This is a genomic window from Streptomyces sp. NPDC058697, from assembly GCF_042715345.1.
GTDB classification, from domain to species: domain Bacteria; phylum Actinomycetota; class Actinomycetes; order Streptomycetales; family Streptomycetaceae; genus Streptomyces; species Streptomyces liliifuscus.
The window spans coordinates 1-17644 of record NZ_JBHXSU010000028.1 but is presented as its reverse complement, the minus strand read 5'-3'; the positions used below and the strand labels follow the sequence as shown (position 1 = coordinate 17644).

Here is a 17644-nt window from a genome sequence, read left to right as displayed (position 1 = left end):
CCTTACTCGGGGGCCAGCCCCCGAACCCCCGCTCCTCAAACGCCGGAGGGGCTGGGTGAGTGGGGGGCGGACGTAGGTGGGGGAGGCGGACGTGAGTGGGGGGGGTGGGTTGACCGAGGCGGGTGGGGATCGTCCTCAAACGCCGGACGGGCTGGAAAGCAGGGGGCGCAGCCCCCGCTTTCCAGGGGCGCGGGGAACTGCGCGACCAGCCACAACGAACCCGCACCCGAAATCGCACCCCCCGGGGCCTGGGGCGGAGCCCCAGAAGGATGGGACGGGTAGGGGCGGCGGGGGCGAGAAAAACCCGGACCGAGCGTCAGCCCTGGTACGGCGGAGCCGAACCCCATGTCCACTTCGGAACCGGCTGCTCCGCCGGAGGCACCGCGTCGGGCCCGGAGAAGTACACGGCAAGCCGAGTCCCCCACTCCGCGTACGCCACGAACGCGGAACGGAACTCGGCGTCAGAAGGAAGCCCCGCATCATCCGCCGCGTCCTGGAGAAGGTTCACCCACCTCCGCCGCTGCACCTCCGTGATCCCCTTCCCGAGATGCTTCGCGACCATGTGCCCATGCCCGCCCTGCGTCTCGGAGTACCCGGCCGGCCCCCCGAACACCTCCCCGAGCCACAGCGCGACATGCGACGCGTGCTCGGGAGCGAGGCCCTCGAAGACGGGCGCCAGGACCTCGTCCTTGAGGACCTTGTCGTAGAAGACCTCGGTGAGCCGGTCGAAGGCCTCGGCACCCCCCGCCCAGACGTACAACGTCGGCACGGACGCCCCCGTACCCCGTACCGTCGTCGGTTTGTAGTGCCGCATCTCCTCGATGGAGCTGATGTACGGCCGGATCTCGGCGAGGAATTCCTCGAAGAGCTCGGACTTGCGGAAGCCCTCGATGTGGTCCTCGGTGGAGGTCCAGGTGATGCGGAGCACGAAGTGCTCGAAGTCCTCCTCGCAGCGCGCCAGTTCGTAGTCGACACACTGCGGGGCCGCGGCGAGCTGGGCGGCGGCCCGGGTGTAGGCGGCGAGGAACTCCGCCGACTGCTGCTCGGGAATGCGGTACCGGATGTACTCAACGGTGTGCGCTGTCATGCCCCCACACAAACACGGACGGCCCGCGGAAGCTGCACTTCCGTCGGGCCGTTCGCGTATGTCAGCGTTCAGCGAACCACGGGACCATGGACCAGGGATCAGAGGTCAGCCTTGAGGGCCGGTCCGGTTCCCAGGACCGGCCCCGCCGGCTCACTTCCCGTAGTACGCGTTGTAGATCGAGATCGTCGACTTGTTGTTCTTCTTGTCGGTGATCTTCGCGTGGAACGAGATGCCCTTGCCCTTGGCCGGGTTCGTCACGCCGATCTTGCCGTTCTTGACGGTGACCTTCTTCCAGGTCTGGCCGTAGTCGTAGGACACGTACACCGACAGCGACTTGAGGTTCTTGCCGGCGGCCGAGCCCTGGACGGTCACCGGGATGGAGACCTTCTTGCCGGCCGGAACCTTGCTGTCCAGTCCGACGGCCGCGTTGAAGCGGACCGAGGAGGTGGGCAGCGCGGCACTGGTGACCTTCTTGGAGCGGAAGGTCCAGCTGGCGTCGATCCGGGTGGAGGCCGCTGCGACCTTGACGCTCCGCTTGACCGAGGTGGTCAGCTTGTACGAGGCGTCGCCGGCCGGGACCTTGAAGACTCCCTCGCCGAACAGCGGGTCCGCGTTCGAGCCGACCTTGGTGCCGTTGCGGTAGAGCGTCGTGGTGACCGACGAGAAGAGCGAGGAGCCGGCGTGGGTCTTGCCGTCGGCGAACAACGGCAGGTAGCCGTAGATCTCGTTGCCGTCGCGCTGGATGCCGAAGCCGGAGCCGACGCGCGGGCCGAAGACCGCCGTGTTGTAGATCTTCTCGTAGCTCTTGCCCGCCTTGAAGGTCTGGGCGCTGCCGAGCGTGTAGTAGGCCTCGGTGATCGGGAAGCCGTCGGGGTCCAGCCCGCCGTGCTGCTCGAAGTCCTGCTCCCACTTCACGCCGTTCGCGGTGGAGACATGCACCTTCCGCGTGCTGGGCAGCGTCTGCGGGACCCCGATCGAGGAGGCGCTGAAGCTGCCGGGCAGCCAGCCGATGGTGTTGACCGCGCCCTTCTTGCCGCTCGTCGAGGCGCCCAGGCCGACCTTCAGGGTGGCCAGTTCGCTCGTCTTGTAGTGCTTGGTGTAGCCGGTGGCGACCTTCTTCACCTTGCCGCCCGCGACGGTGTTGTACTCCTCACCGTCCTTGGCCCAGTGGCCGCCCCACTGCTGGAACAGCGAACCGTCGGTGATCTCCGGACCGGCGTGCGCGGTACGGAAGTTGGCGTACGTGTCCAGCCACCAGCCGAACCCGTAGCTGCTGTTGCCGACGTCCACCGTGTAGTCCGGCGACGCGAACTCCGACTTGGCGGCCGTGTCGGGCACGGTGACGTCCACCGGCTTCGCGGTCCGCGCGTCCACCGTGATCGTGACGTTCTTGGTGACGCTCAGTTTCGGCTGGGCCACCCAGTCGGCACCCTTGGTGAAGTCCTCCGGGTCGACGAAGAACGCCGAGTTGAGGATGAATCCGCCCTTGGGCACGCGGACCTTGACCGTGCCGGACTCGTCGTACGGCGTGAACCACTTGTCCGCGGCCGCACCGGAGACACCGGTCAGGTTGACGTCGTAGTACTTCGCCGGGTTGCCGTCACGGTCGATCATCTTGAGCGTGACGTCGTACGACTCCACCTCGCGCTGCACCGCCGCCGCCGTGCGCACGGTCTGGCCGCCGCCCGTCGCGGTCACGTACGCGGAGTAGCCGCCGTCGAGGGTGCCGCCCAGCTTGGTGTTGACCGTGAGGTCGGCGGAGGCCGTGCCGCCCGCCGGGACGGTCAGCGTCTTGGCGCCGAGCGTGAAGAAGCCGGCCGGAGCGGCCTGGCCCTTCGGGTTGGTGGCGGTCGCGGAGAGGCTCAGCGTGACATCGGCGGTGCCGAGGTTCTTGTACGTGATCTTCTTCGTGACCGGGGTGTCGTCGGTGTGCGGCCACTGCTGGATGCCGAAGCTCACGGACGACGGCTCGGCGAGCACGGTCTGCTTGATGGCCTTGTCGACCTGGATGCGGCCCGAACCCTGCTGGAACGGTGTGTACTTGCCGCCCTTGGTGGAGCCGGTCAGCGCGGCCTTGAGCTCGGTGTACGTCCAGTCCGGGTGCTGCTGCTTGAGGATCGCCGCGGCGCCCGCGACATGCGGGGTCGCCATCGACGTACCCGAGATGGTGACGTAGCCGGCGGGCTTCTCGCCGACCTCCTGGGCGATGAGGCTGCCCTTGGCCGAGGCGGCGGTGGTGTCCACGCCGGGTGCGGTCACGTCGGGCTTGATGGCGCCGTCGAGGCCGGGTCCGGTGCTGGAGAACGGGGCAAGCTTGTCGCCGTCGTCCACGGCGCCGACGGTGAGTGCGGCGGCCGCGCTGCCCGGGGAGCCGACCGTCTGCTCGCCGAACTCGCCGGAGTTGCCGGCGGCTATCGCGAAGAGGATGCCCTTCTCGGCCGACAGCTTGTTGACCTGGGCCTCCAGCGGGTCGATCTCCGCGGTGTCGCCGCCGCCCAGGCTGAGGTTCACCACATCGGCGCCCTGCTCGGCAGCCCAGTCCATGCCGGCGAGGATGCCGGAGTCGTCACCGAAGCCGCTGTCGTCGAGGACCTTGCCGTTGAGCAGCTGGGCTCCCGGCGCGACGCCCTTGTACTTGCCCGCGGACTTGGCGCCCGTACCGGCGGCGATGGACGCGACGTGCGTGCCGTGGCCGTACTTGTCGGTCGCGTCCGGAGCGGTCGAGAAGTTCTTCTCGGCGACGACCTGGTCCTTGAGGTCCGGGTGGGTCGTGTCGACACCCGTGTCGAGGACGGCGATCTTGACGCCCTTGCCGTCGAACCCGGCGGCCCAGGCCTTGTCGGCGCCGATCTGCTTGACGGACTTGTCGAGGCTGGCCTTGCGGACGCCGTCGAGCCACACGTGGGCGATGCCGGAGGCGGTCCGGGCGTTGCCGCCCTGCGCGTCGGTGACCGCGGCCCAGAGGTCGCTCGCGTCGGCCTTCGGTGTCAGCACCGCGTCCGCGTTCAGCGACTTGAGGGTCCTGCGGACCTTGGTGTCGCCCGCGTCACGGACGTCGGCCTTCGCCGCCGCTGCGGCGCCGCGGTAGCCGACGATCAGCTTGAGGCCCTGCTTCTGGGCCTTGCGGTTGGCCGACTTGTTGAGCTCGGTGACGTCGAAGAGCCGCTGGTCGAGCTTGCCGGAGGCGATCAGCCGCGCGGCGTCGGCCGGCACGACGAGGGTGTGCCCGCCGGCCGTGCGGATCTGGACGGGTATCCCCTCGCGGCCCTTGGCCCGCTCCAGGCCGACGACGCGGCCCTTGGCGTCGACGACCACACGGTCGCCGGTGATCAGGGTGATGCGGTGCTTGGGCGTGGTCGGCACGGCCGAGTCGGCGGCCGCGGTCCTGGCCTCCGCCGACGCCGGGCTGGTCATGCCCGCCGCCAGGGCCACGGCTGCCGCCGCGGCGATCGTGGCCACGCACGCTCTTTTCACTTGTCTGCGCAAGTCTCCCCCTGGAGATGCAGGTCCGGGATGAATCCCCGTTCATCCGGCCGGGGGACGTCCCGTACGCATGCTCGCGCGCAACCCCCCGGAATACTCAGTATGCCGGGGGGTGAACAGGCGCTCAATAGTGAGGCGGCTGTTATGAGTTCGCGTTTTCCTTCACGGTGATCTTTCCCTTGCGGATCGTGGCGAGCCGGGGGGCCTTTTTCGCGATGGCCGAATCGTGCGTGACCATGATGAAAGTGAGCCCGTGCTCCTTCCACATGGTTTCGAGTACGTCCATGATCTCGTCGCGCATGGACTCGTCGAGGTTGCCGGTCGGTTCGTCGGCGAGGAGCACCTTGGGCTGCTTGACCAGGGCGCGGGCGATCGCGACGCGCTGCTGCTGGCCTCCGGACAGCTCGGCCGGCAGATGTCCGAGCCGCTCGGCGAGACCCACGGAATCCAGTGCGGCCGCGGCCCGTTCGCGCCGGTCCTTGACCTTCAGCTTCAGGGGCACGAGGGCGGTTTCCACGTTCTCCTGGGCGGTGAGCGTGGGAATGAGGTTGAAGCTCTGGAAGACGAAGCCGATGTTCTCGCTGCGCACCTTGGTGAGCTTGCTCTCGGACAGTCTGGCGAGATCCGTACCGTCGAGTTCGACGCTTCCGGCGGTGGGCCGGTCGAGTCCGCCGAGCATCTGCAGCAGGGTGGACTTGCCGCCGCCGGTGGGGCCCTGGATGACCAGCCGGTCACCGTCCCCGATGGTCAGGTCGACCCCGTCGAGCGCGTCGACGGACTCCTTGCCCCGCTTGTAGCGCTTGGTGACGCCTCTGAGTTCGTACATGGTCCAACTCCTGGGATACGTAAAGTGGTTGGCTCCGCCGGGAGCGCCGTTCGCAAGCTGCGGGTGGTCCGTGGCTGGTCGCGCGGTTCCCCGCGCCCCTTCCGGGGCGCTGCACAGCGCCGAGTTACTCCACGCGGCGCAGGGCGTCCGCGGGCCGCAGGCGGGAGGCGCGCCAGCCGCCGAAGGCGCCCGCGATCAGGCCGCCGGTGACGGCGAGGCCGACCGCGAGGGCGATCGTGCTGAGGGCGACGGGCGCGGTGAGCGCCACGTCGAGGGCCTTGGACGCCGTCTCGCGGGCGGGTCCGCCCATGCCGCCGCCCATACCGCCACCCGGGCCACCGCCGCCGACTGCCCCGCCCGTGGAGCCGACTTCGGCCTGGAGCGTCGGGCTGATGGCGGTGACGGCATAGGCGCCGCCGAGGCCGAGCGCGATACCGAGGGCGCCGCCGACCAGGCCGTTGACGACCGCCTCGCCGACGACCTGCCGGGTGACTCGGCCGGACTTCCAGCCGAGCGCCTTGAGGGTGCCGAACTCCCTCACGCGGCGGGAGACGGCCGAGGAGGTGAGCAGGCCGGCGACCAGGAACGCGGCCACGAGCACCGCGATCGACAGCCACTTGCCCACGTTGGAGGCGAGGTCGGAAGCCGTGGAGAGGGAGCCGGAGACCGTGTCGGCGAGGTCGGCGGAGGTGGTGACGGTCGTACCCGACATGTTCTTCTGGATGGTCGACTTGACCGTGCTGATCTGCTGCGAGTCGGACGCCTTGACGTAGATCGTGGTGACCTTGTTCTTGGAGTCGCTGAGCGTCTGCGCCTGCTTGAGCGGGATGTAGAGGTTGGCCGCCGCGTCACCGCTCTCGGGGGTCGCGATGCCGATGACCTTGTACTTGACGCTCTTGATGGTGACCGTGTCACCGAGGGCGAGCTTCTTCTCCTTGGCGTACGACTTGTCGGCGACGACGACCTTGGCGTCGGTCTCGGAGGACTTGAAGGTCCGGCCGCTGGTGATCTTCGAGGAGGTCAGCGGGCCGAGCGCGGGCTTGGTGACGTCGGTGCCGTAGACGGAGTAGTTGTTGACGTCGAAGTCGGCGCCGCCGCCCTCGACCCGGCCCTCCGGGGACTGCTGGGCGCCGGGCTGGCCGCCGCCCTGCTGGTTGCCGCCGCCGCTCTGCTGGTCCTGCTGGAACTGGCCCTGGCGGAACTGGCCGCTGACCTTGATGACCTGAAGGCTGAGCCCCCCTACGGCGTCCGAGACACCGTTCTGTGTGCCGACCTTGGAGACCGTGCTCGTGGCCAGGGTCTGGAAGCCCTGCACCATGACGCGGTCGCTGCTCTGTTCTTCGTCGGAGTCGCTGCCCCGGGCGTCGAACTGGAAGCGCGGGCGCTCGCCCGTGCTCGACTGTGCCTGGGCCGCCTTGGTGACCGTCATGTCCGTGCCCAGTCCGTACAGCGACTGGAGGACCTTGCCCTGCGCCTTCTCCATGCCGGACGACACGGAACTGACCACGATGACCAGGGCGATGCCCAGGGCGAGTCCGGAGGCGACGACGAGCGCCGCCTTTCTGCGGCGGCGCAGTTCGCGCCTCAGGTAGGTGAAGAACATGGCCGAAAGCTAGGGACACCGCGTGATGGCGGGATAAGGCCCGCATAAGAGAAGGATGAGAACACTGTGCGCCGCCGCGGAACCCTGTGAGAACGCCGAGGGCGGTTGCCCGTACGAGTCGTACGGACAACCGCCCTCGGGACGGGAAACGCGTTCGGGTCAGACGGCCGAACCGGCCTTCCACGCCGCCCAGTCCAGGTTCCAGCCGTTGAGGCCGTTGTCCGGGGCGATGGTCTTGTCACCGGTGTTCCGCACGTCCACGACGTCACCGACGATCGAGTGGCTGAAGAACCAGCCGCCCGGCGTGTTCGGGTCGTTGGCGCCCTTCGTGTCCGACAGGCCGACGCAGCCGTGGCTGGTGTTGACGCTGCCGAAGATGGACTTGGCGCCCCAGTAGTTGCCGTGGATGAAGGTGCCGGAGTTCGACAGACGCATCGCGTTCGGTACGTCCTTGATGTCGTACTCGCCCTTGCCGTCGTCGTCCGTGAAGCCCACGGTCGCGCCGTTCATCCGGGTCTCCTTGAACTTCTCGGAGATCACCATCTGGCCCTGGTACGTCTTGTTCTCGGGCGAACCGGCGGAGATCGGGATCGTCCGGATGGTCTTGCCGTCCTGCGTGACCTTCATGGTCTTGGTCTGCGCGTCGACGATCGAGACCTGGTTGCGGCCGATCTTGAAGGTGACCGTCTTCTGCTGCACGCCGTAGACACCGTCGGCGCCCTCGACGCCGTCGAGGTTCAGCTTGAGCGTGACGGTCGAGTTGCCCTTCCAGTACTCCTCGGGGCGGAAGTCGAGCCGGTTGGCGTTGAACCAGTGGCCGACGACCTCCTGGCCGCTGCTGGAGGAGACGGTGATCCCCTTCTGCACGTCGGCCTTGTTGGTGATGGCCTTGTCGAAGTTGATCGAGACCGGCATGCCGACGCCGACGGTGGAACCGTCCTCGGGCGTGAAGTTGCCGATGAAGCTGTTGGCCGGGGAGACGGTCGTGAACGACGCGTTCTCGTGGGCGGCGCGGCCGTCGGAGTCCTTGGCCGTCGCGGCGATCTTGTAGGCGGTGGCGCGCTCCAGCTGGGCGCTGGGCTTCCAGCTCTTCTTGTCCGCGGATATCTCACCCGCGACAGCCGCGCCGGCCGCCGTCTTCATGGTCACGTCGGTCAGCGTGCCCTTGGTCACAGTGACGGCCGCGGCGCTGTTGATGGAGGCGTTGTCGGAGCCGTCCTTGGGTGTGATCTTGATCTGGGCCTCGGAGGACTTCTTGGCCGCCGCCTCGTCGACCTTGGCCTGCGAGGTGCTGTCACCGCCTTCGCCCTTGGGGTCGTCGCCGCCGCCTCCGCTGCACGCAGAGAGCACCAGCACCCCGCCGAGCAGTGCGGACGCGACCGTGAGGCCCTTGCGCCGCTTACTGTCCGTCATCACACGCTTCTCCATCGTTGCCGAATCCCCAAAACCCCGAGAGTCCCCGTAACACCTGTAAACGCTACGACCGGTTCGTCCCGTTCCACACCCTTCCCAGGTGTGGGGCACACCACGTCGATCCATTTCGGCCCACGTCGGATCGTCCTCGATCCGACCGGTGCGGCTGTTACGACTGGTGCGGGTGTCGGTCACTGCGCCCCTTGAGACGACAGAACCCCGGGTGGCGGTTGCCGCCCGGGGTCACGATTCTCCCAAGCCGCCTCAGCCGACCACTTCTTCCTCGTCTCCGGCCTCATCATCCTCGTCGAGGTCCCACTCCGGCGAATCGGGGTCGTAGTCGATCTGCTCGGTGCTCCAGGAGGCCTGCGCGAGTTCGACCCCGGTCACCCCGCTGACCAGGTCGAACGGGTCGACGAGGTACGCGAGGGCCTCGGCAGTGTCTTCCGTCACTGCGCTCTCGGCGTGCGCCCGCTCGTCGCCGGGGAGCTCGGGGTCCTCGGCGATGCGCCCCAGCGCGGCCTTGGTGAGCGCGTTCTCGTCGTCGACCTCGACGACCAATTCGACGCGCAACCGTACAAAACGTGATGCCTCAGGAGTGCTCATACGTCGGAGCGTACGACTCATCACCACCGTGACTTTCCCGTGACCCGCACCTTTCACTAACATCGCCCCACACGGCCAATTCGCCAGCGTCACAAGGGGATCGATATTCCGTGTCCGCACGTCGATCGTTGCTGACCGCCACCGCCGCGGGGACCCTGCTGGGCGCCCTGTGGTTCGTCCCGTCCGCCAATGCGACCGGAGACGCGACGGCAGAACACAGAACACAGACAGCGACGACCACACCCCTGCAGACCAAGACGGGGGACGAGACCACCTCCGTCCGCACCCAACTGGCCGACACGGGAAGCTTCGACACGACTCCGTACGTGGTCGGCGGCACCCTGTTCCTCAGCCTGGGCGCCGGTTTCGTGGTGTATTCGGTACGCCGGGAACGTACGACCTTGTATTGAAGGCGCACCCTGGTCGCTTCTCCGTACCGCGTGAACAGGGAGTGGCCCACGTGAAGATCGTCTTCCTGCTGCACAACGCCTACGCCATCGGCGGCACCGTGCGCTCGACGCTCAACCTCGCCGGTGCGCTGGCCGCGCGGCACGAGGTGGAGATCGTCTCGGTCTTCCGCAGCGAGGACAGACCCCTGCTCGGGGTGAACCGCAAGGTCCGTCTCGTCCCGCTCGTCGACGAGCGCCAGGACGCGCCGACGTACGACGGCGAAAACCCTCTCATGGCGCGCCCCTCCACGGTCGTGCCTCCCGCCGAGGTCCTCGCCCACCGCTACAACGAACTCACCGACGAGCGGCTGCGCGACTTCCTCGACGGGACGGACGCGGACGTCGTCGTCGCGACCCGCCCGGCACTGGTAGTCGTCCTGGCCCGGTACGGCTCGCGCCGCTACCTGCGCGTCGGACAGGAGCACCTGTCGTACGACAACCACGTCCCGGACGTACGCGCCGCGCAGAACGAGGCCCTGCGGCACCTGGACGCCTTCGTCACCGTCTCCGCGCAGGACGCGGCCGACCACCGCGCCCGCCTGCCCGGGCTGCGGACGCGGATCACCGACGTCCCGAACGCCGCGCCCCGCCCGAAGGCCGAACGTTCCGACGTACAGGCCCCTTTGGTGGTCGCCGCGGGCCGGCTGATGCCGGTCAAGCGCTACGACCTGCTCATCGAGGCCTTCGGCAAGGTCGTCGCCGTACGCCCGGAGTGGCGCCTGCGGATCTACGGCCAGGGGCCGGAACGCGCCACCCTCCGCGCGGCCGTCGACGCACACCGCCTGAACGACCACGTCTTCCTCATGGGACCCCACCCGACGATGGAGACCGAGTGGGCCAAGGCCTCCGTCGCCGCCGTGAGTTCGGACTGGGAGTCCTTCGGCATGACGATCCTGGAGGCCATGCACGCCGGCGTCCCGGTGGTGGCGACCGACTGTCCGCACGGCCCCGGCGAGATCATCACCGACGGCTCCGACGGACTCCTCGTACCGCCGGGCGACGCGGACGCGTTCGCGGCGGGACTGCTGAAGCTGATCGAGGACACGGACCAGCGCCGTCTCATGGGTGAGGCCGCCAGGGAGTCCGTCCAGCGCTTCGCGCCCCGCCGGATCGCGGACCGGTACGAGCGCCTGTTCGCCGAACTGCGCGAGGCCCGCACCTCAACGGCGACAAAGGTCACGCGCCGCGTACGCCGCGCGCTCACGGCGCTGCTGCCCCAGAGCTCACGCCCCCGCCCCGAGGAAGCGCCCCCGGCGGCCCCGCCCGCCGCCCCACCGCCCGCGGACGCCCGCCCACGCGCCCTGCGCCCGAAGGCCGGCTGCACGACCGACTCCACCGGCTGCGTACGGATCACGGTGAACGCGGCGAGCGTGTCCGGCAAGGACCTCACCCTGGTCCTGCGCCACCGGCACGGAGACGACGAGACACGCGTCCCGCTGGATCCCCCGACGGACCTGAAGTCGCCCTGGACCGCGGACCTGACGCACGCTCGCCTTGCCCTGGCGGAAGGCCGCTGGGACCTGCATGTCGAACGCGCGGAGGACGGCACACGCCGTCGTCTCAAGGCGGGACTCGTCGAGCAGCGCGGCCTGCTGAGCGCGAGACCGGTTCCGGGGAAAGCCTTCGCCTGGTGGATCCCGTACGCGACGAAGGACGGCTACCTGGCCCTGCGGACCTTCCGCCGCCCGGCCCACGCGGAAGCCACCGCCCTGCGCACCGACGACGACTCACTGTCCGTGGAAGGCGCGCTCCACGGGGCGGTCCTGGGCGAGGACGCGGTCCTGCTCGGCGTCTCCCGCGACGGCGAGGCCCACAACTTCACCACACCGGCGAGACCCACCGGAGAACAGACGTTCAGGGCCCGCATCACGACGCTGCCCCGCCCCGGCGAGGCGGACAAGCCCCTGTGGGACCTCTTCCTGCGCCCCTCCGAAGCCGCCGCCCCCGTACGAGTGGGCCGCATCACCGACGACATCGTCGACCGCAAGCCCACAACGAAACACCCGAGCACAACGCTGACCACCCCAACAGGCAAGTCAGTGCGGGCCCACTACTTCTTCACGACGACGAACGACGTGGCAATCAGCGCCCTTTAAGGGCGCGGCGAACTGGGGCCCCGTAAGGGGCGCGGGGAACTGCGCGACCAGCCACACTCAACCCGCAGCCGCGCACAACACTTCCCCCCGAGCTCTTAGGCGGACCGACGCCCGCCCCCCTGCCCTCCACGCGCACGCGAAGAACCCGCACCACCACGCCCCCGAGAACCCCCACTGGTACCGGCCCCGGCACCGGGACGCGCGGCGGCATTCCCACGCCCGCCCCCACCACGCCGAGCCCGAGACGGCGACTTCGACTGAGCCTGCGCAGCAACCGGCTCCGGCACAGGAATGACAACAGGAACCCCGGACGGCTCCCGGGCCCCCGTGATCCGTACGAGCTCCTCGTCGCTCGACTTGATCCGAGCGGTCTGCGGACTGATCCCGGCGTCGGCCATCAGCCGGATCATCTCCCGCTTCTGCTCGGGCAGGACGAGCGTGACGACGCTCCCGGACTCCCCCGCGCGGGCGGTGCGCCCGCCTCGGTGGAGATAGTCCTTGTGGTCGACCGGCGGATCGACGTTCACGACGAGGTCGAGATCGTCGACGTGAATCCCGCGAGCCGCGACGTTCGTGGCGACGAGCGCGGTGACAAGACCGGTCTTGAACTGGTCGAGCGTCCGGTTCCGCTGCGGCTGCGACCGCCCGCCGTGCAGCGCGGAGGCCCGCACACCACTCGCCAGCAACCGCTTGGCGAAGCGGTCGGCGGCGCGCTTGGTATCGACGAACAGAATCACGCGCCCGTCACGCGCGGCGATCCGCATCGCGACGGCCTTCTTGTCGGTCTCGTCGGCGACGTGCAGCACGTGGTGCTCCATCGTCGTCACCGCGCCCGCGGAGGGGTCGACGGAGTGCACGACGGGGTCCGTGAGGAACATCCGTACGAGCTTGTCGATGTTCTTGTCCAGCGTCGCGGAGAACAGCATGCGCTGGCCGTCCGGCTCGACCTGGTTGAGCAGTGCCGTGACCTGGGGCATGAACCCCATGTCGGCCATCTGGTCGGCCTCGTCGAGGACGGTGATGCCCACCTGGGCGAGGGTGCAGTCGCCCCGGTCTATCAGGTCCTTGAGCCGCCCGGGCGTGGCCACGAGCACCTCGGCGCCGCGCCTCAGCAGACCGGACTGCTTGCCGATGGAGAGGCCGCCGACGACGGTCGCGAGCCGCAGGTTCACGGCCGTGGCGTACGGCGTGAGCGCGTCGGTGACCTGCTGCGCGAGCTCGCGCGTGGGCACGAGGACGAGCGCGAGCGGCGCCTTGGGCTCGGCACGACGGCCGGCCGTGCGGGCGAGCAGCGCGAGGCCGAAGGCGAGGGTCTTGCCCGAGCCGGTGCGGCCCCGGCCGAGGATGTCGCGCCCGGCGAGGGAGTTGGGGAGCGTCGCGCCCTGGATCGGGAACGGCTCGATGACCCCCTGGGCGGTGAGGGTCTTGGTCAGCGCGGCCGGCATGTCCAGCGCGTCGAAGGACTCGACGGAGGGCAGCGCGGGCGTCAGCGTCTGCGGCAGGGTGAACTCCCGCGGCGCCGTCGACTGCTGGGACGGCTTCTTGCGTACGTTCCTTGCGCCGCCGTTCGCGGAAGCCGCCGGGGCTCCGCCGCGCGCGCCACGAGAACCGCGGGTACCCCGGGAATTCGCCGGTCGTTTGCCGACGGGTCGTTCAGGACGTTCGGATCGAGTCATGCTGGATCTGGAATTCCTTCCTGGGCCTCACGGTTACCCGTGTTCAAGAACACACGGACAGCACAAGCCGGGGCCCGCACCCGAAGGTGCGGGCCCCGGCTCGCGTGTTACGCGTCCCGGAATTAGGCGGGGACGATGTTCTCCGCCTGCGGGCCCTTCTGACCCTGCGTGACGTCGAAGGAGACCTTCTGGCCCTCCTGCAGCTCACGGAAGCCCGAGGTGGCGATGTTCGAGTAGTGGGCGAAGACGTCGGCGCCGCCGCCGTCCTGCTCGATGAAGCCGAAGCCCTTTTCCGCGTTGAACCACTTCACGGTGCCAGTAGCCATGTCATTTCTCCAAGATAGGTGGCTCCCATCCGGAAATGACCGGAAAAACAAAACGCGCCTGAGAGAGGATTCCTTTCAGGCGCACAAAGTTAATGGGTACCAAAAACGTTTCGTTAGGAACCCTAGCACAGTTTTCGGTGGGGGCGTCGCGACGCCCCGACGCCCCCACCTCGCACATCTGTAGGAACCCCGGAAATCCCTATGCCAGCGGGCCCGTTACGGGTTCCACGGCCTCGACCAGGTGGCCGCCGCGCACGAACGCGTCCGCGGCCGCCAGGTCCGGGGCGAGGAAGCGGTCGGGGCCCGGGCCCGCGACACCGGCGGCGCGGGCGGCGGCGATCGCGGCCTGCGAGGCGGGTGCGGGGGTGAGGCCGGTGCGCAGCTCGATGGCGCGCGTGGCGGCGTACAGCTCGATGGCGACGATCCGGGTCAGGTTGTCGACGGCCGTACGGAGCTTGCGGGCGGCCGACCAGCCCATCGAGACGTGGTCCTCCTGCATGGCGGAGGACGGGATGGAGTCGGCGGAGGCCGGGACGGCGAGCCGCTTCATCTCGCTGACCAGGGCGGCCTGCGTGTACTGGGCGATCATCAGGCCGGAGTCGACGCCGGCGTCGTCCGCGAGGAACGGCGGCAGGCCGTGCGAGCGGTTCTTGTCGAGGAGCCGGTCCGTGCGGCGCTCGGTGATCGAGCCGAGGTCGGCGGCGGCGATGGCGAGGAAGTCCAGGACGTAGGCGACCGGGGCGCCGTGGAAGTTGCCGTTCGACTCGACGCGGCCGTCGGGCAGGACGACGGGGTTGTCGACGGCGGAGGCGAGTTCGCGGTCGGCGACCAGACGGGCGTGGGTCATGGTGTCGCGGCCGGCGCCCGCGACCTGCGGGGCACAGCGCACGGAGTAGGCGTCCTGGACGCGGGGGGCGTCGTCCTGGTGGTGGCCGGTCAGCTCCGAACCCTTCAGCACGGCCAGCATGTTGGCGGCGCTGGCGCCCTGGCCCGGGTGGGGGCGGATGGCGTGCAGTTCGGGGGCGAGGACGCGGTCGGTGCCGAGGAGCGCTTCGAGGGAGAGGGCCGCGGTGATGTCGGCGGACTTGTAGAGGGTGTCGAGGTCGGCGAGGGCCATGACCAGCATGCCGAGCATGCCGTCGGTGCCGTTGAGGAGGGCCAGGCCCTCCTTCTCGCGCAGCTCGACGGGCTCGATGCCGTGCGCGGCGAGGAGTTCACCGGCGGGGCGAATCGTTCCGTCCGGGCCCTCCGCGTCCCCCTCGCCCATGAGAGTCAGGGCGCAGTGGGAGAGCGGCGCGAGGTCGCCCGAGCAGCCGAGGGAGCCGAACTCGTGGACGACCGGGGTGATACCGGCGTTCAGGATGTCGGCCATGGTCTGCGCGACGGACGGGCGGACGCCCGTGTGGCCCGAGCAGACGGTCTTCAGCCGCAGGAACATCAGGGCACGGACGACCTCGCGCTCGACGTGCGGGCCCATTCCGGCGGCGTGCGACCGCACGATGTTGCGCTGCAGCTGGGCGCGCAGTTCCGGGCTGATGTGCCGGGTCGCGAGGGCTCCGAAGCCGGTGGAGACCCCGTACACGGGCTCCGGCTTGGCCGCCAGCGCTTCCACGATCTCGCGGGCCGCGGCGAGCGCCGAGACCGCCTCGTCGGAGAGCTCGACCCGGGCGCCGCCGCGCGCCACGGCGAGAACGTCGGACGCGGTGACACCCGTCGTCCCCACCACCACAGTGTGCATATCCATATTCAGGAGCGTACGCAGTGAATGCCTTGGTGTCACTAGTGGGTGGCAGGTTGGGTCCTTACACACAGGACCCCAAAAGACCCCACAGGACCTCATAGGGGCGGACGGACGGGGGCGGCCCTACCGTCGGCCGCGGAACCGCCGGCGTTCGGCCGCGGCGGGCGGGGGTGCGTCGGCGAGGCGTACGACGGGGTCGTCCGGCCCCTCACGGCCCGCGACGACGGGCTTCGCGGAACGTACGGCCTTGGCGCGGTACTGGGCCGCGTCGGCGAGCCGGAAGAGCCGCCGGGCCGAGCGGACGGGCCCGAGCGGGTCCTCGGTCGACGCGACCCCGCAGGCGACACCCTCGCCGAGCTCCAGCTCGGCGGCGCGGCGGCACAGCTCGTCGGCGACGCGTACGACCTCGTCGGCGGCCGGGCCCACGGCCAGCAGGCAGAACTCGTCGCCGCCGAGGCGCGCGGCGAGGGTGCCGGGCAGCATCGCGCCGCACAGCGAGAGGACAGACCCGAAGCGCTCAAGGAGCCGGTCGCCGACGGCATGGCCCCGGGTGTCGTTGACGCGCTTGAGGCCGTTGAGGTCGCAGACGACGAGGCTCACGACCACGCCCTCGGCACGGTGGCGCTCGATGGCCTCGTCGAGCCGCATGTCCACGGCACGGCGGTTCGCGAGGCCGGTGAGGGCGTCGGTGAAGGCGAGTCGGCGGGCCTCCTCCAGGCGTTCGGTCTGCGCGATCCCGGCGGCGACCACGGAGGCGAGGACGGTCGCGAAGTCGGCGTCGGCGCGGTCGAAGACTGGGGCTCCGGCAGGCCGGGCCACATACAACTCCCCCCAGGCGCGCCCGTGCATGACGATCGGCGCGACGACACAGCACCCGCGGCCGCGTCTGCGCAGGGCGGCGACGCGCTGATGGCAGTACCCGGCGTCCCCCGCGGCCGGTCCGTCGGCCGTCTCCACCCAGGCGTTGGGCCCGCCGCCGCCGACCCAGCGTTCGTGCAGGAACTCCGTGATCTCCGGGAACTGGTGCACGGGGTAGGCCTCGTCCTCCGGGAACTCCTCCTCGTCCCGGGCCCGCTCCCCTACGTTCGCCAGGACCCGCAGCCGCCCGAGTTCCCGCTCCCACACGGACAGCGCGGCGAAGCTCCCGCCCAGCGCCCGGCAGGCTCCGGCCGCGGCCGCGCGCCAGGACTCCCGCGGGGCGTGCGCGGCGGCCATGCCCTGCGCCAGCGTCACCACGGCCCTCAACCGCACATCGTCACCGCCCATCACTCCAGGTTAGGTATGTTTGTAATAATTTGGGAGATTGATGCGGCGAACAGGGGTCCGGGGCGGGCCTTTCCCTGGAGGCGGCCGGCTACGATGATCGGGACACCGAGAAGTTAACCGTCGTTAACGTGGACCGTGAACCGGGAGAGTCTCATGTCCGAGCAAGGCGCGGAACAGCGGTTCGGGGAGTACGTCGTGGTGCGACGCCATACGTCGTCGCACGTCGCCGAGCTCGTCCTGGACCGGCCCAAGGCCATGAACGCCGTGTCGACGGCCATGGCCCGCTCGATCGCCGCGGCGTGCGAGGCGCTGGCCGCGGACCGGGACGTCCGGGCGGTCGTCCTCACCTCCACCCACGAGCGGGCCTTCTGCGTCGGCGCCGACCTCAAGGAGCGCAACTCCCTCACGGACGCCGAGCTGGTCCGTCAGCGTCCGCTCGCGCGGGCCGCGTACACGGGCGTCCTCGATCTGCCGATGCCCACCATTGCCGCCGTGCACGGGTTCGCGCTGGGCGGCGGTTTCGAGCTGGCCCTGGCCTGCGATCTGATCGTGGCGGACGGTACGGCGGTGGTGGGGCTGCCCGAGGTGTCCGTCGGCGTCATTCCCGGGGGCGGGGGTACGCAGTTGCTGCCGCGGCGGGTGGGGGCGGCGCGGGCGGCCGAGCTGATCTTCTCGGCGCGGCGGGTGGAGGCGGCGGAGGCGCGGGAGCTGGGGCTGGTCGATGTGCTGGTTGCCGTGGGCGAGGCCCGTGCGGAGGGGTTGGCGGTGGCCGGGCGTATCGCCGTCAACTCGCCCGTCGGGCTGCGGGCCGCCAAGCGGGCGCTTCGGCTCGGGCACGGGCTCGATCTCCGCGCCGGTCTGGAGATCGAGGATGCCGCGTGGCGCTCGGTCGCCTTCTCGGGCGACCGGGCGGAGGGGGTGGCAGCCTTCAACGAGAAGCGCCGCCCGGAGTGGCCCGGCGAGTAGTTCCTCGCCCCCGCCGCCCCTACCCATTCCCGTCCCTTACTCAGGGGCTACGCCCCCGAACCCCCAAAAGACTGCGCAGTTCCCCGCGCCCCTAAAAAACTAGGGG

General features: G+C 69.8%; 13 protein-coding genes. 3 read left to right on the top strand and 10 right to left on the bottom strand.

Annotated features, from left to right (window positions below; translation table 11 throughout):
• Positions 1-316 precede the first annotated feature (316 nt).
• The 6 genes from ACFWXQ_RS39595 to ACFWXQ_RS39570 all read right to left on the bottom strand — a co-directional run bounded on the left by ACFWXQ_RS39595 (position 317) and on the right by ACFWXQ_RS39570 (position 9018).
• Positions 317-1087, bottom strand: a complete 771-nt coding sequence (locus tag ACFWXQ_RS39595) for a group II truncated hemoglobin (protein ID WP_383951955.1) — start codon at positions 1085-1087, stop codon at positions 317-319.
• A 150-nt stretch (positions 1088-1237) separates the two neighbouring features.
• On the bottom strand, positions 1238-4561 hold the full coding sequence (locus ACFWXQ_RS39590) for a S8 family serine peptidase (RefSeq protein ID WP_383951953.1): 3324 nt from the start codon (positions 4559-4561) through the stop codon (positions 1238-1240).
• A gap of 151 nt (positions 4562-4712) precedes the next feature.
• Positions 4713-5396: an ABC transporter ATP-binding protein gene (locus tag ACFWXQ_RS39585; RefSeq protein WP_189837332.1), complete on the bottom strand. Its 684-nt coding sequence runs from the start codon at positions 5394-5396 to the stop codon at positions 4713-4715.
• A gap of 124 nt (positions 5397-5520) precedes the next feature.
• The gene (locus tag ACFWXQ_RS39580) at positions 5521-6999 is read right to left on the bottom strand and encodes an ABC transporter permease (RefSeq protein WP_383951950.1); all 1479 of its coding nucleotides are present in this window, start codon (positions 6997-6999) and stop codon (positions 5521-5523) included.
• Between the two features lie 159 nt (positions 7000-7158).
• Positions 7159-8427, bottom strand: a complete 1269-nt coding sequence (locus tag ACFWXQ_RS39575; protein WP_383951948.1) for an Ig-like domain-containing protein — start codon at positions 8425-8427, stop codon at positions 7159-7161.
• 249 nt (positions 8428-8676) lie between these two features.
• Positions 8677-9018, bottom strand: coding sequence for a hypothetical protein (locus ACFWXQ_RS39570; RefSeq protein ID WP_383951946.1), 342 nt, complete (start codon positions 9016-9018; stop codon positions 8677-8679).
• 110 nt (positions 9019-9128) lie between these two features.
• Here ACFWXQ_RS39570 and ACFWXQ_RS39565 point away from each other — a divergent pair, with 110 nt between their 5' ends.
• Positions 9129-9428: an LPXTG cell wall anchor domain-containing protein gene (locus tag ACFWXQ_RS39565; protein ID WP_383951945.1), complete on the top strand. Its 300-nt coding sequence runs from the start codon at positions 9129-9131 to the stop codon at positions 9426-9428.
• Between the two features lie 50 nt (positions 9429-9478).
• Positions 9479-11563: a glycosyltransferase family 4 protein gene (locus ACFWXQ_RS39560; protein WP_383951943.1), complete on the top strand. Its 2085-nt coding sequence runs from the start codon at positions 9479-9481 to the stop codon at positions 11561-11563.
• Between the two features lie 95 nt (positions 11564-11658).
• Here the strand turns inward: ACFWXQ_RS39560 and ACFWXQ_RS39555 are convergent, their stop codons facing one another.
• The 4 genes from ACFWXQ_RS39555 to ACFWXQ_RS39540 form a co-directional block, all read right to left on the bottom strand.
• Positions 11659-13239 carry a DEAD/DEAH box helicase gene (locus tag ACFWXQ_RS39555; protein WP_383951941.1) on the bottom strand — a complete coding sequence of 527 codons (1581 nt, stop codon included), beginning with the start codon at positions 13237-13239 and terminating at the stop codon, positions 11659-11661.
• A gap of 122 nt (positions 13240-13361) precedes the next feature.
• The gene (locus ACFWXQ_RS39550) at positions 13362-13565 is read right to left on the bottom strand and encodes a cold-shock protein (protein WP_053661143.1); all 204 of its coding nucleotides are present in this window, start codon (positions 13563-13565) and stop codon (positions 13362-13364) included.
• Between the two features lie 199 nt (positions 13566-13764).
• A complete protein-coding gene (hutH, locus tag ACFWXQ_RS39545) occupies positions 13765-15303 on the bottom strand; it encodes a histidine ammonia-lyase (RefSeq protein ID WP_383951957.1) in 1539 nt (512 codons plus the stop codon).
• A gap of 126 nt (positions 15304-15429) precedes the next feature.
• A complete protein-coding gene (locus tag ACFWXQ_RS39540) occupies positions 15430-16572 on the bottom strand; it encodes a diguanylate cyclase domain-containing protein (protein ID WP_383951939.1) in 1143 nt (380 codons plus the stop codon).
• Between the two features lie 153 nt (positions 16573-16725).
• On the opposite strand from ACFWXQ_RS39540, the gene ACFWXQ_RS39535 reads away from it, so the two are divergent.
• Positions 16726-17538, top strand: a complete 813-nt coding sequence (locus ACFWXQ_RS39535; protein ID WP_383951937.1) for an enoyl-CoA hydratase/isomerase family protein — start codon at positions 16726-16728, stop codon at positions 17536-17538.
• Positions 17539-17644 lie beyond the last annotated feature (106 nt).